Here is a 13,240-nt window from a genome sequence, read left to right on the forward strand (position 1 = left end):
GAGAGGATTTCTCCGGTTATATGGGCATGGAGGGCGAAATGTTCGCAGTTTCCTTGGGTGACGGCGCGGAACTGCGGCCGCTGGAGCCCTGGCACGCCGGGGAGTTCCTGAGCCACATCGACCGGGGCCGGGAGTTCATCGGGCGGTACGTCGGGCTCCCCGACTCCGTCACGGACCTGGATTCCAGCCTGGCGTTCCTGCGGGCGTACGCGGAGAAGGCCGCCTCCGACACCGGGCGGGTCTACGGCATCTGGGTGGACGGCCAACTGGCCGGCGGCGTCCTGTTCAGGACGATGGACGTCCCGAAGGGCACCGCCGAGGCGGGCTGCTGGCTGGAGCCGTCGGCGGCCGGCCGGGGGCTGGTGACCAAGGCGGTGCGGGCGATCATCGACTGGGCCGTCGAGGAGCGCGGCATCCACCGCGTGGAGTGGGTGGTCTCGTCGGAGAACGCGGCCAGCATCGCCGTCGCCCGGCGGCTCGGCATGACCAAGGACGGCGTGCTGCGCGAGAGCTACCCCTACCGCGGCCGGCGGCACGACATGGAGGTCTGGTCGGTGCTGGCGCCGGAGTGGCGGGCCGGCCGGAGCGACTGATCGGCCCTGGTGGCGACGCCCTGTCCGGGATCGGCGCGGAAGTGGATCGATTCCGTTCGAGTCCGTCCGCGCCCCTGTTGGACACCTCGGCCGGGCGGCTTCTCTGGTTCCCGTCCGGCGGAACGGCCGCCGGCCACCGAGGGAGGAATCCAGAGATGAACACCCGTACCCGCACCGCGCCCTCCGCCGCCAAGGGACTCCTCGCGGGAGCGATGCTCCTGACGGGGCTGCTCGCCGGGACCCCCGCCGCGCACGCCGACCACCAGTCGTGCAGCAACCGGACCGACGTCCCCGGGGTCTGCCTGAAAGTGGTGAACGAAGGGCTGCGCGTCACCTACGCCGAGGCCTACCACGACGGCCGCACCGGCGCCTGGACCGGGCACATCGACCTGCATCGCGAAGGCCGGCACACGATCCAGCGGGGCGACCACACCCCGCCCCAGGCGGCGATCTGGAGCGGGGTGGACGACTACACCGCCGGGTCGAGGATCTGCGCTCAGGGCTGGGAGAAGGTCGGATCCGGCTGGCGTCCCAAGGGCCGCACCTGCTTCGAAGTGCGCTGATCACCGCACCTGCTTCCAAGTGCGCTGATCACCGCACACCGCCCTGAGCCCGCCCGGGTCCGGCCACGCCGGACCCGGGCCGGGCAGGCGAAAACCCCACGAAAGTGGATCAGTTCGCCGATAAAGTGCAGCGGTGAGCGACTTGGAGGCCCTCGTCATCGCCCGGCGCCTGCGCGTCCCCGTCGACGCCCCCGCAGGCGCCGCCCCGGGCTGGGGAGAGGCCGCCGCCCGGCAGCTCGACGCCGCGCTGCTGACCGTCGGCTTCACCTGCTCGCCCGCCCTGCTCGGACGACTGTCGCAACTGCCCGGCGAGGCCGTACTGGATCTGGGCGTACGGGTCCTCGCCGCGGTCAGGACCCTGGCCGGCGACCACGTCCTCCACAACGCCTACTTCGTCGACTTCCCCGGGAACGTGCCCGACACCCTGGAGTTCTGGGCCGGCCTGCTCCGCCAGGCGCTGCTCGACCCGGTGACCGCCGAGCGCGCGCGGCCGGAGATCGTCGACCTGCTGGACTTCCCCGCGTACGGCCGCTACCAGCACACCTACGCCGACCTGCTGGCCGCGCACGCCGAGCTGGTCCCGCTGGCCTCCGACCGGGTGACGGTGCTGGAGCTGGGCGGGAGCCTGGAGGAGGAGACCCGCGCGCTGTTCCTCTCGATGGCCGGCTCCGAGGCCCCGCTCGCCGAGGAGGACCTGGCGGCGCTGCGCCTGCTGGCCGCGAGCTGCGCCGACGAGCCGGAGCGCATCCCGGTGCGCGAGAACCGCGCCGTGCTCAACGAGGCGCGGCTGGCCGCCGGGCGTCCGCCGCTGGTGGACACGGTGACCGACGTGCTCCGCCTGGCCTGCGCCCTTTCCGGCGGGGACGTCACCCTGGCCACCCCCACGAGGTTCCGGTCCTTCCGCCGCGCCGAGCGCCGCGCGCTGCTGCGGGCCCTGGACGCGGTGGCCACCCCCGCCAAGCTCGGCGACGTGCCACGCCACCGGGAGCGGTGGAAGCGGCTCGGCGAGCGGCTGCACCCGCACGAGTACCCGCTGCTGCCGCGCGCCGCCCAGGTCTTCGAGGTCGCCAGGGGTACGCGCGAGGCCGCGAGCCTCGACAGCCGGGTCGAGGCCGCCCTGGCGGATGGCCGCCCGGCCGAGGCCGTCACGCTGCTCGCCAACGCGCCCGGCGCGCTGCTGCGCCGTCTGGACCACCTGCTGCGCCTCAGCCCGTCCGCGCGGGACGTGCTGGACGCGGCGGCGCGGGCCGCGGCGCACGCGTCCGGCCGCGTGCTGCTGTCGCTGCGCGAGCACGTGCAGAACCGCCTGTCCCCCGCCCCCGGCCGCGTCTTCACCAACCGGCACGGCCGGGCCTTCACCACGCCCGACTCCCGCCCGCCGCTGGACCGGGAGGTGCTGGCCCACGCGCTGGCCCTCCTGGACGAGGAGATCACCCGCCGCCTCCCGGACCCCGGCGAGCTGATCGTCGACCCCGACATGCTCGGCGTGGCCCTGCCCCTGTCGGGCAAGGCCGTCGCGCCCGGTCTCGGCATGCTGCCCCGCGGCTCGATCTCACCGGTGGACGGCGAGCTGCTCCGGTTCTTCGTGCACTGGCGCCAGGCCGCGCGCCGCACCGACTACGACCTGTCCGCGCTCATGCTGGACGACTCGTACGGCGACGAGATCCACGTGTCGTGGACCAACTACAGCAGCGGCTTCGCGCGGTATTCCGGCGACCTCACGGAGGCGCCGGAAGGCGCGTCGGAGTTCGTCGACATCCGGCTCGCCGCCGCCACCCGGTCGATCATCATCCCCCAGGTCCACGTCTACGCGGGGGAACCGTTCGACGAGGCCGCCGAGGCGTTCTTCGGCTACATGACGAGGAACGACGAGCAGCGGGGCCTCCCTTTCGAGCCGCGCACCGTACGGATGAAGTCCGATCTGCGCGGCTCCGGCCGGGTCGCGCTGCCCCTGGCCTTCCTGCGCGACGGCGACGGCGCCTGGCGGGTGAAGTGGCTGCACCTCTACCTGAAGGGATATCCGGACTTCAACCAGGTGGAGGGCAACCGGGTCACCGCCTCGCTGCTGGTGCGCTCGATCGTGGAGCGCGAGTATCTGACGGTCCGCTACCTGGCCGACCGGCTGCGCGCCAAGGGCTCTTCGGCGACGCACACCACCTATCTCGGGCCGGCGGCGCCGGCGGAGCTGCCGGAGGGGACGCGCGTGGTCACGCCCGCGACCCTGCACGAGCTGATCCCCGCCTGATCCCCGCCTGGTACTGTGAAGATCGCGAGGCCATGGGAGGGCTTCCTTCTCAAAACTCTTTTGGATCCAGCCTTCCCGCTCTCCTCGCCCGTACGTCGTCAGCGCGCGATGTCCCGCCGCAGCGGCGCCGCCACGGCGACGGCGGCCGCGACCAGGGCGTAGGCGACCAGCACGGCGCCGCCCGCCGCGGCCGGAAGCAGGGCCGTGGCGGAGGTGCCGGTCTGGGTGGCGACGGCCTCCGACAGATAGGTGAATCCGGTCAGCGCCGCCGTGGCGCCGCCCGGCAGGAAGGGGTAGAGCTCCTTGACGCCCGGGACGAGCATCAGCGCGGTCTCGACCATGTAGAAGTACGCCCCGACGGCGAGGAGCGCGAGCACCTGGTTGCGCAGGAGGGCGCCCACCGCCACCCCCAGCAGGGTGTAGACCGCCATGGTGAGGGCGATGCGGCCGAGCAGGACCGCGACGGTGCCGGCGGGCAGGCCGAGGGTGACTCCCTTGAGCGCCGCCGCCCCGAGGAGTGCGCCGCCCGCCACGGCCGTGGCCAGCAAGCCGTAGGCGAGCCCCGCGACGGTGTAGGCCGCCAGCTTGGCGGCGAGCCACGTCCAGCGCCTGGGCGCGAACAGCGCCGTGGCGGTGATGGTCCCGTGACGGTACTCGGCGGCCACGGCGTTGGTGCCGAGCAGAGCGGGGGCGAACACGGTGAAGCCCAGCAGGCCGAGCAGGACGCGGGTGCCCTCCTCGGTTTCGAGGCCGGGCAGCGGCGGGGTGAAGTTCTCCGGGCCGACGAGCGCGGCCAGGCCGATGAGCGCCCCGCTGCCCAGCGCCGCCATCAGGCCCCACAGCCAGAGCCTGGTGCTCGTCAGGCGCGTCCACTCCGCCGCGATCAGCGTCATCATGGGGAACCTCCGGTGAGATGCAGGAACGTCTGTTCGAGGGTGGGGCGCTCGGGGGTGATCTCGTGCAGGACCACCCCGTACGAGGCCGCCAAGGTGGCGATCTCGGCGGTCGTCAGGCCGTGGACGCGCAGGACACCGGGGCGCGGCTGCCCCACCTGGGTCCCGCGCTCCGCCAGCCGGGCCGCGAACGCCTCCGCCTGCGGGGAGTGGATCACCACCGCCGCGCTCCCGTACAGCTCGGCCATGGGCCGGTCGAGGACCAGCCGGCCGTCGCGGATCACCACGACGTGGTCGGCCAGATGCTCGACCTCGCCGAGCACGTGGCTGGAGACCAGGATGGTGCGGCCCTCGGCGGCCATGGCGCGCAGGAACCCGCGCAGCCAGGCGATGCCCTCGGGGTCGAGACCGTTGCCCGGCTCGTCGAGCAGGAGCACCCCGGGGTCGCCGAGCAGCGCGGTGGCGAGGTTGAGCCGCTGCCGCATGCCGGTGGACAGGGTGCGCGTGGCGCGGTCGCCGAACGCCGACACCCCGGTCAGGTCGGCGACCTCCGCGACCCGGGCCGCGCCGTGGCGGCCCATGCGGGCGTAGATCCGCAGGTGGTCGCGGGCGGTGCAGGCCGGGTGGAAGCCCGCGCCGTCCAGCACGGCGCCGACGGCCGCCGACGGCCTGGCCAGGTCGGAGTAGCGCCTGCCGGCGTAGGTGACGGTGCCGGAGCCGGGCGCGACCAGGTCGAGCATCATCCGCATGGTGGTGGTCTTGCCGGCGCCGTTGGGCCCGAGGAAGCCCGTCACGGCGCCGGGCGCGACGTCGAAGCTGAGGCCGGTGACGGCGGCGACCGGCCCGAACGTCTTCGTCAGGCCGCGCACCTCGACCTTCATGCCCGCGCCGCCGTCAGGTCGTGGTGGAGCCGCCGGGCGTCGGGGACGCCGAGGATCAGCTCGTCATAGCCGGCCACCCGGTCCTTGAGCACGACGCGCACGCCGGGGACCTCGCGCCGGGCGGCGGCCAGGCGCCGGACGCCGCCGGGGGACGTCCACGTGCCGAGCTTGACGACGCCGGAGACGAGCAGGCCCGAGTGGAAGCCGGTGAGGGCGGCGAGCGGCCGGTCGAGGTGGTGCACCTCGGCGATGGCCGCCAGCGGCACGCTCACGACGCCGGTCCTGGTGAACAGCCGCGCCCACGGGGCGAAACGCAGGGTCAGCGTGCCCTGGCCGATTTCTACGTGCATCATCTTTGTGCCTCCTCAACTATCTGTTCTATAAGTTGTATATCAGATAGACTGCGGATGTGCACCTGACCCTCGACCTCGACAGCGAGGTCCCGATCTACCAGCAGATCCGCGACCGGATCGTGGAGGCCATCGCCCGCAGGCAGGCCGGGGAAGGCGACCCGCTGCCCTCCACCCGCCAGCTCGCCGCCGACTTCGGCGTCAACTTCCATACGGTGAACAAGGCGTACGACCTGCTGCGACAGCAGGGCGTCATCCGGATCAACCGCAAGAGCGGCGCGGTCGTACGGCGGGACGCCGGCAGCGGCCCGCCCGAGGCCCCCTTCACCGAAGACTGGGAGGAACGCATGCGTGTGCTACTGGCCGAGGCCACCGTCCACGGCATGGACCGTCAGGACGTGCTGCGCCGGTGCGCGGCCATGCTGGACGGCTTCGGAGAGCCGGCATGACCCCGTTCATCGTCACCGCGCTCGTCTCCGTGCTCGTCTCCGTCGCCCTGATCACCTGCCTCATGCTGGCGCTGCCCGCGCTGGCCAGGCCGGCCCTGCCCTTCGGCGTGCGGGTGCCCGCCGACCGCGCGGGCGATCCGGCCGTGGTCCGCCAGCGGCGCCGCTTCGCCCGCCTGGTGATCGTGATGGGCGTGGTCGCCGCCGTGATGGCCGTCCCCGTGCTGCTCGTCACGGGCTACGCGGCCGGGGTCACCGTCACGGTGTCGGCGGTGATCGTCGCGGACCTGCTGCTCTACTACCTCGCCCACCGCCGGATCAGCGCCGCCAAGCGGGCCGGCGCGTGGTCGGCCGGGCGCCGCCAGGGCGTCACCGTCGACACCACCTTCCGCACCGATCCCGTCCGGGTGCCGTGGAAGCACGGGCTGCCCGCGCTGGCCGTCCTGCTGATCACCGGAGGCATCGGCTGGTCACGCCTGGGCGGGCTGCCCGCCACGCTGCCGCTCTACCTCGGGTTCGCCATCGACCCCGGGGAGCGCGTGGCCACGACCCCGCTGCGCGTCTTCGAGCCGCTGCTCTACCAGGTCGCGGTCCTCGTGGTCGTCGTCGCGCTGGTCGTGGTCGTGCTGCGCGCCCGTCCCGACCTCGACGCCGCCCGCCCTCGGGGGTCGGCCCGCCGCTACCGCCTCTACCTGCGCGGCGTCGCGTCGATGTCGCTGCTGGCCGCCGCCTGCCTCAACCTGAGCCTGCTCGTCGGGGCGCTCCAGCTGTGGGACGTGGTCACGCCGGGCATCGGCTGGCAGGTGGCCGCGTACGTGCCGCTCGTCGCGCTCCTGGCCGGCTGGGTCGGCTGGGAGATCAAGGCCGGGCAGGCCGGGCACCGCCTGCCCGCCCTGCCCGGCGAGGAGGACGAGGATTCCGGGATCGAGCAGCGCGACGACGACCGCCACTGGTTCCTGGCCGGCGCGGTCTACGCCAACCGCCGCGACCCCGCCCTGCTGGTGCACGCCCGCCTGGGGACCGGCTCGTGGACGCTCAACCTCGGGCACCCGATCGCCTGGCTCCTGCTGGGCGTCCTCACGGTCGCTCTCCTCGTGCTCGGCGCGCTCTCGCTGTCCGGCGTCGTCGACCTGCCCCGGCGGCACAGCCTGTGGTGACGGTTTCCCCTGGGCCGGGCTGGGCAGGCGGCCAGAAAGGACCACCTGCCCAGAGAACGAACGGCACGGACACGCCCGGTCCCGACGAGCGCGTCCTGTCCCAACAGGATCTGGCCGAGGCCGCCGAGGACGGCGAGCGCAAGGGCTGGGCGCCGGCCCGTGGATGGGGGGCCGCGCTTCCTGCTCGCCGGGAGCACGTTGCATACTGCAAGGAGACGCGAGGGCGGGGGTGACCGCCATGGGCCTTTCACACGAGGAACGCCAGACGCTTCAGGAGATCGAGGAGCGGCTGGCCTTCGACGATCCGGACCTCGACGCCCTCCTGTCCGGGTCCCAGCAGGGGCACGCGAAGGAGGTGCCGGTGGCCTTCTGGTGGGTGCTCGCCATCGTGGCCTACGTCGTGTTCCTGATCGGCGTGGTCATGACCGTGGCCGCCCCGCAGAACGCCTGCCAGGGCGGCGGGAGCGGCTGCGATCATCCGGCGGTCCGCACGTCCCAGACCGGCCCGTAGCCGCCGCGCCGAGAGCCGTCCGGTCTCGGGCCACGAGGAGGCAGTCATGAGGGTGAGGACGGCGGCCTGGCTCGCGGCGCTGGCCTTGGGCCTCGCGGGCTGCGGGGCCTCGACCGCCGGTGGGCCGACCACGGCCGCCACGCCACCGCCGCCGACGGCCGAACCGTCTCCCGCGCCGTGCCGCACCGCCGAGCCCGTGGTCGCCCTCGGCGACGCCGTCGATCCCCTGCCGGTCGCCTGGACGTCGGCCGAGCCGGTGAGCGACGGCCACGGCCTGCTGGTCACGTGGACGTCCGGCGTGGCGCCGTGCCGGGTGCTCGACCGGGTGGACGTCTCGTACGGGACGGACACGGTCGAGGTGACGCTGTACGAGGGCTCGGACCCGGACGTGCGCGACCCGGTGTGCGTGGAGATCGCGATCGAGAAGCAGACGCTGGTCAAGCTGCGTGAGCCCGTCGCGGGGCGCGAGATCGTCGACGGGGCGGGCCCGAGCCCCTCGTAGCGGTGAACCGCCGCTCCGGGGGCAGGGGGCGGGGATGAACAGGAAGGACGACGATCCTGACGACGAGTTCTTCGCGCCCGTGCTCCGCGAGCCGCCGCCTCCCGAGGAGGTCAGCCGCTCCGGCGTGGTGAGCGACACCGGCGTGCCCGAGGTCCCCGGCGGCGGCCGGGGGGACCGGGACGAGAGCCCGCCGCCCTCGAACGCGTCGAGCTACCGCCTGCTCGGCGCGGCGCTCGTGCTGCTCGCCGGGGTCGTGCTGGCCGTGCTGGCCCTGCTGGCCGGGATGCCGTGGCCGGCGCTCGTCCCGGCCGCCGTGGCGCTGGTAGCGGCGGGCTACCTGATCCGGGTGAGCGTACGCCGCTCCCGCTCGGGAGGCGGCCCGCCCGCCTTCGGGTAGTCAGCGGGGTTCGTCGCCGGGGTTCCCGCGCACCGGCTGGTACGTGGCCGCGCGGAACAGGAACGAGGCCCACGAGCGGTAGGGCCGCCAGTGGTCGGCCAGCTTCCGGTAGGCCGCGGCGGGCGCGTCCTCGGGCAGGCCGTACACCTCGCGGAGGATCGCGAACAGGCGGGGCTCGTCGCCGGGGAAGGCGTCGGGGGCGCCGGCGCCGCGGATCAGGATCAGCCCGGCGGAGAACGGGCCCACGCCGGGCAGGGCGCGCAGCTCGGCCAGGGCCTGCTCCGGGACGAGGGAGCGCAGGTGCTCGGCGGTGAGGACGCCGTCGAGCGCGGCGCGGGCCAGGCCGCGGATCCACTCCTCCTTCTGCGCGGGCAGGCCGAGGCCGCCGGCCTCCAGGAGCGTCACGGGCGGCGGGAAGACCGTGTGCTCGCGGCCGTCCACGGCGACCGTCGCCCCGTACCGCTCGGCGATGCGCTGCTTGATGCGGGCGGCGATGAGCATCGACGAGCGCTGCACGAACACCGCCCAGCACGCCGCCTCCCACGGACTCCAGAAGCACACCGGCCGCAGGCCGGGGCTGCGGCGCTGCAGGTCGCCCAGCACCGGGTCGGCCTCGCCGAGCGCGGCGAACCCCGAGCCGTCCACGTCGAGGGAGAGGATGCGCGCGACCTCGCCCCGGATCCCCACGCCGACCGGCCGCGTCGTGGCCACGGCGACCCCGCCCGGCGCGGCGGTCACGGACACGCCGATCGGCAGCCAGTCGGTCTCCGGGCAGAACCCGAACCGCAGCGCCCGCCCGTCGGAGGGCAGGGCGCTGGTCGCCGGCCAGTCCTCGACGAAGCGCAGCGAGGCGCCGAAGTCGAACGGTCCGCCGGCGGTGATCGTGAATCCGAACGAGGTCATGCGCCGTATCGTAGGAGCTCGCCCGGACAGCGCCGTTAATCCGCCCTCCGAGCGTAGGTCCACCCAACAGATTTTCACCGCGCCCGGGTTTGCCCGCTCCGGTCCACGGAAGGGGCTACACGTGGCACGCATAGCGATCGTGGGCACCGGCTTCGGCGGGTACACCTGCGCGAAACTTCTGGAGCGCTGGCTCAGGCCTGGCGAGGCGGAGATCGTACTGATCACGCCGAAGGACTACACGCTGTACCTCCCGCTGCTGCCGCAGGTGGCCGGCGGGGTGCTGCAGCCCCGCTCGATCGTGACGCCGCTGCACACGCGGCTGCGGCGCAGCAAGCTGCTGCCGGGTGTGGCGCACCAGGTGGACCTGGACGCCCGCGCCGTGGACGTCCTCAGGATCGACGGCGAGCCGGTGCGGGTGCCGTACGACGTGCTCGTGCTGGCCCCCGGCAGCATGACGCGGACGTTCGACATCCCGGGCCTGCAGGAGTACGCGCGCGGCATGAAGACGCTGGCCGAGGCGGTCTACCTGCGCGACCACTCGATCGCCCAGCTCGAACTGGCCGCCTCCTCCAATGACCCGGAGGAGCGGGCCGCGCGGTGCGGGTTCGTGGTGGTGGGCGCCGGCTACTCGGGCGTCGAGACGGCGGCCACGCTCCAGCTCGTCACCCGCCGGGCGATGGCCCGCTTCCCGCGGCTCGACCCCGGGCTGCTGCGCTGGACGCTGATCGACATCGCGCCCAAGGTGATGCCCGAGCTGGGCCCCGAGCTGGGCGCGGCGGCGACGCGGCTGCTGGAGGAGCGCGGGGTCGAGGTGCGGCTCGGCGTCACGCTCGACCGGATCACCGTGGACACCGCGAAGCTGACCGACGGCACCACGCTGCCCTCCCGCACGGTCATCTGGACGGCGGGGGTGACGCCCAGGCCGGTGGTGTCCAGCCTCGGCACCGAGACGGTCAAGGGCCGCCTGGTCGTGGGCGCCGATCTGCGGGTGCCCGGCTGCGACGGCGTGTTCGGGCTGGGCGACGCCGCGGCGGTGCCCGACCTGACGGCCGAGCCGGGGACGCCCTGCGCGCCGACCGCGCAGCACGCCCACCGGCAGGCGAGGACCGCGGCGCGGAACGTGCTGGCGGCCCTGCGCGGCGGCAAGCTGCGTGAGTATCGTCACCGCGACCTCGGCCTGGTGGTCGACCTCGGCGGCTCGGACGCGGTGGCCAGGCCGTTCGGGATCGACCTCAAGGGGCCGCTGGCGCAGCTGGTCACCCGCGGCTACCACCTGCTGACGACGCCGTCGGGCCGCTCGCGGCTGCGCGTGAGCGGCGACTGGCTGCTCAACATGATGGCCCCCGACGACCTGATCAGGCTCGACTTCCTCAAGGACACCCCCGGCACGCTGGAGGACCTGGAGCACATGCCGATCACGCCGCGCGCGCGCCGGATCAGCGTGACCGAGGAGCCAGCGGGATCCCGACCGTGATCTCCTTGCCGAGCTTGTGGTCGCCGAGCAGGTCGAGGTCGTCGCCGCTCCAGAACCGGCCCGGGTCGTACCAGTTGGGCCTGCGACCCGGGGGCAGCAGCCCCATCTCCTGGTAGGTCACGGCCACCACCTCGGCGCAGTAGGCGTTCTCCAGCGCCCGCTCCCCCGCGACCCGGCGCGGGCGCGGCAGCCGGCCGCCCACCCAGCGGGCCGCCAGCCTGGCGGTCGACGGGAACGGGGTGCCGTCGAGCCGGGCCACCGCGCGCAGCGCGGCGTCCTCCATCTCGCGGGTCGCCTGCGGCTCCAGCTGGCGCAGCCACGCGCGCTGGCCGTAGCGGTCGGCCCAGACCGTCACCGCGTCGCGCAGGTCGTGCAGCTGCACGCCGCGGTGGTGGGTGCCCGACCACAGGTCGAGCAGCGACTTGCCCAGCTCGGCGTGGAACATCATGGGCGGCAGGTCCTCGATGACGATCGCCATGCCCACGTGGTTGACCGGGCTGTTGGTCATGGTCTGGATGGCCCGGTCGGGGACGGTCCGGCCGCGGAAGATCCACAGGTCGCCCGTCCGGGTGAGCTCAACCGCCTCGTCGAGAGTCAGCATGGGGCTAGCCTAGGCACATGCGCTGGTGGAAGATACTCGGCCTGGCGGGGGTCGCGGGCGTCGCGGCCACGGGAGTGGCGATCGCGCGCGCCGAGCGCCGCCGCCGCGCCTACACGCCGGAGGAGATCAGGATACGGCTGCGCGAGCGGGTCGAGGGTCAGCCCGAGGGCCGCAGGTCGTAGACGAAGACCACGTCCGGATAGGCCGGGTTGTCCACATACCCCTGCACGCTGCCCAGGTAGGCCCGCCGGTAGTTGACCACCCACGGCATGGCCGCCGCGGCCTGCTGGTCCAGCACCCTCCTGGTGGCCCTGGCGAACGCCTGCTGCGCCGTCCGCTGGTCCGTCACGGTCAGCTCGGGCAGCGAGTCCAGCAGTTTGTCGGTGGTCGGGTCGTTCAGGTAGGAGAGGTTGAACACGGGCGGCTCGGCGCTGTGGAAGACGTTGCCGAACCACGAGTAGCCGTCGGCGTAGTCCGGCCACCAGTACATCGCGAAGATGTCCTGGCCGCCCTTCTTGCCCAGCTCCCACTGGTCGACCCAGGGCATCGCCCGGACCCTGAGCGTGACGTTCAGGGTCTTGAGGTCGCGGCGCAGCCGTTTGACCAGGACCTGCTGGTCGCTGTCACCCTCGGTGTAGGTGAGGGTCAGCCGCAGCGGCCTGCCCTGCGGCCCGTACCCCGCCTGCCGGAGCAGCTCGCCCGCGCCCGCGAGGTCCTGCCGGGGCACCCGGCCCGGCACGTGGCCGAGCAGCCCTTCCGGCACCACGCCGCTGTGCGGGCTGACGCCGCCGCGCAGCGCCCGGACCGCGCCCCGGTAGTCGACGGCCTTCTGCACCGCGCGCCGCACCCGCTGGTCGGACATGGGCCCCTCGGCGGTGTTGAACAGCAGCATCGCCGTCTGGAACGAGGGCCGCTCGGAGGTGCGCAGCCCCGGCGCGGCCTCCGCCCGGGCGAACAGCCTCGGCTCCAACCGGCGCAGGAAGCTGACCTCGCCCTGGAGCAGGAGCTGCCAGGCGCGCCGCTGGTCGGGTATCACGCGGAACTTGACCGTGCGGTAGTGCGGCTGGTCCCAGCCTCCCCAGTAGTCGTCGTACGCCTTGAGCGTCAGCTCGGTCTCGGCCCCGTCCTTCCAGGTGTCCACCTTGTACGGCCCGGTCCCGGCGTCCCGGCCGGCCTGGAACCACTTCCCCAGGTCGGGGGCCGCCTCGGTGTCGTAGATGTAGGCCGCGTAGGCGGAGGAGGCCGCCAGGTCGAGCGGCACCGGGTAGCGCAGCGCGAACGTGAGCGTATGAGGGTCCTCGACCCTGATGGAGGAGACCGCGTCCCAGATGTAGTAGGCGCCGGCCTTGGTGGACATGGTCCGCTCGATGGACTGCTTGACGGCGGTGGCGTCCATGGGCCGCCCGGTGTGGAAGGTGACGTCCTGGCGCAGGGTGAACGTCCAGGAGCGGCCGTCGGCGGTGGTCCGCCACGAGGTGGCCAGGCGGGGTGAGCTCTTCTTGGTGACCGGGTTCCAGAGGGTGAGCGTCTCGTAGACGTTCTGCAGGGCGACGACCTCGTTGGAGTAGGACGTGCCGGGATCCAGATCCGTGACCACGTCGCCGTGCTGGACGTAGACGAACGCCGATTCCCCCAGCCGCGGCTGCCGCACCACTGCCGGTGCCGAGCACGCCGTGAGGAGCAGCACCAGCGTGGCGACCGCTGCGAGACGACGGCGCAACGCA

General features: G+C 73.5%; 16 protein-coding genes. 10 read left to right on the top strand and 6 right to left on the bottom strand.

The genetic code is table 11. From position 1 onward, the window contains the following. Positions 1-38: 38 nt before the first annotated feature. The 3 genes from ACIBF7_RS30520 to ACIBF7_RS30530 all read left to right on the top strand — a co-directional run bounded on the left by ACIBF7_RS30520 (position 39) and on the right by ACIBF7_RS30530 (position 3,401). On the top strand, positions 39-593 hold the full coding sequence (locus ACIBF7_RS30520) for a GNAT family N-acetyltransferase (RefSeq protein ID WP_397198703.1): 555 nt from the start codon (positions 39-41) through the stop codon (positions 591-593). A 155-nt stretch (positions 594-748) separates the two neighbouring features. Next, positions 749-1,156, top strand: coding sequence for a hypothetical protein (locus ACIBF7_RS30525; protein WP_397198704.1), 408 nt, complete (start codon positions 749-751; stop codon positions 1,154-1,156). 133 nt (positions 1,157-1,289) lie between these two features. Continuing rightward, a complete protein-coding gene (locus ACIBF7_RS30530) occupies positions 1,290-3,401 on the top strand; it encodes a hypothetical protein (protein ID WP_397198705.1) in 2,112 nt (703 codons plus the stop codon). Between the two features lie 98 nt (positions 3,402-3,499). Here ACIBF7_RS30530 and ACIBF7_RS30535 read toward each other — a convergent pair whose 3' ends face one another. The 3 genes from ACIBF7_RS30535 to ACIBF7_RS30545 are packed head-to-tail and all read right to left on the bottom strand — an operon-like array spanning position 3,500 to position 5,528. Next, complete coding sequence (locus tag ACIBF7_RS30535; protein ID WP_397198706.1) at positions 3,500-4,297, bottom strand: ABC transporter permease; 798 nt, start codon at positions 4,295-4,297, stop codon at positions 3,500-3,502. Next, complete coding sequence (locus ACIBF7_RS30540; RefSeq protein ID WP_397198707.1) at positions 4,294-5,175, bottom strand: ABC transporter ATP-binding protein; 882 nt, start codon at positions 5,173-5,175, stop codon at positions 4,294-4,296. Before ACIBF7_RS30540 ends, ACIBF7_RS30535 begins: the two co-directional genes overlap by 4 nt. Next, the gene (locus ACIBF7_RS30545) at positions 5,172-5,528 is read right to left on the bottom strand and encodes a hypothetical protein (protein WP_271278612.1); all 357 of its coding nucleotides are present in this window, start codon (positions 5,526-5,528) and stop codon (positions 5,172-5,174) included. Before ACIBF7_RS30545 ends, ACIBF7_RS30540 begins: the two co-directional genes overlap by 4 nt. 56 nt (positions 5,529-5,584) lie before the next feature. Here ACIBF7_RS30545 and ACIBF7_RS30550 point away from each other — a divergent pair, with 56 nt between their 5' ends. From ACIBF7_RS30550 to ACIBF7_RS30570, 5 genes are all read left to right on the top strand, one after another. Beyond that, positions 5,585-5,974, top strand: coding sequence for a GntR family transcriptional regulator (locus tag ACIBF7_RS30550; RefSeq protein WP_148029703.1), 390 nt, complete (start codon positions 5,585-5,587; stop codon positions 5,972-5,974). Then, the gene (locus ACIBF7_RS30555) at positions 5,971-7,128 is read left to right on the top strand and encodes a DUF1648 domain-containing protein (protein ID WP_397198708.1); all 1,158 of its coding nucleotides are present in this window, start codon (positions 5,971-5,973) and stop codon (positions 7,126-7,128) included. Before ACIBF7_RS30550 ends, ACIBF7_RS30555 begins: the two co-directional genes overlap by 4 nt. Before the next feature lie 238 nt (positions 7,129-7,366). Then, positions 7,367-7,639: a DUF3040 domain-containing protein gene (locus ACIBF7_RS30560; RefSeq protein ID WP_187280983.1), complete on the top strand. Its 273-nt coding sequence runs from the start codon at positions 7,367-7,369 to the stop codon at positions 7,637-7,639. Between the two features lie 46 nt (positions 7,640-7,685). Further along, the gene (locus ACIBF7_RS30565) at positions 7,686-8,141 is read left to right on the top strand and encodes a hypothetical protein (RefSeq protein WP_271278610.1); all 456 of its coding nucleotides are present in this window, start codon (positions 7,686-7,688) and stop codon (positions 8,139-8,141) included. 34 nt (positions 8,142-8,175) lie between these two features. Then, positions 8,176-8,538 (top strand): hypothetical protein, encoded by a 363-nt coding sequence (locus ACIBF7_RS30570; protein WP_271278609.1) that lies wholly within the window; start codon positions 8,176-8,178, stop codon positions 8,536-8,538. Here the strand turns inward: ACIBF7_RS30570 and ACIBF7_RS30575 are convergent, their stop codons facing one another. After that, positions 8,539-9,441: a DNA-3-methyladenine glycosylase family protein gene (locus tag ACIBF7_RS30575; RefSeq protein WP_397198709.1), complete on the bottom strand. Its 903-nt coding sequence runs from the start codon at positions 9,439-9,441 to the stop codon at positions 8,539-8,541. 121 nt (positions 9,442-9,562) lie between these two features. Between ACIBF7_RS30575 and ACIBF7_RS30580 the strand changes: the two genes are divergently transcribed. Then, the gene (locus ACIBF7_RS30580; RefSeq protein WP_271278607.1) at positions 9,563-10,915 is read left to right on the top strand and encodes an NAD(P)/FAD-dependent oxidoreductase; all 1,353 of its coding nucleotides are present in this window, start codon (positions 9,563-9,565) and stop codon (positions 10,913-10,915) included. Here the strand turns inward: ACIBF7_RS30580 and ACIBF7_RS30585 are convergent. Then, positions 10,878-11,516 (bottom strand): hypothetical protein, encoded by a 639-nt coding sequence (locus ACIBF7_RS30585; RefSeq protein WP_219543847.1) that lies wholly within the window; start codon positions 11,514-11,516, stop codon positions 10,878-10,880. The genes ACIBF7_RS30580 and ACIBF7_RS30585 overlap by 38 nt on opposite strands. Positions 11,517-11,533: 17 nt before the next feature. Here ACIBF7_RS30585 and ACIBF7_RS30590 point away from each other — a divergent pair, with 17 nt between their 5' ends. Next, entirely contained in the window at positions 11,534-11,698 is a 165-nt protein-coding gene (locus tag ACIBF7_RS30590; protein WP_397198851.1) for a hypothetical protein, read from the top strand. On the opposite strand, the gene ACIBF7_RS30595 is transcribed toward ACIBF7_RS30590, so the two are convergent. Further along, the gene (locus ACIBF7_RS30595; protein ID WP_397198710.1) at positions 11,674-13,236 is read right to left on the bottom strand and encodes an ABC transporter substrate-binding protein; all 1,563 of its coding nucleotides are present in this window, start codon (positions 13,234-13,236) and stop codon (positions 11,674-11,676) included. The genes ACIBF7_RS30590 and ACIBF7_RS30595 overlap by 25 nt on opposite strands. Positions 13,237-13,240: the final 4 nt, after the last annotated feature.

Origin of the sequence: Nonomuraea sp. NPDC050478, from assembly GCF_044458265.1 — a bacterium.
GTDB lineage: Bacteria > Actinomycetota > Actinomycetes > Streptosporangiales > Streptosporangiaceae > Nonomuraea > Nonomuraea ferruginea.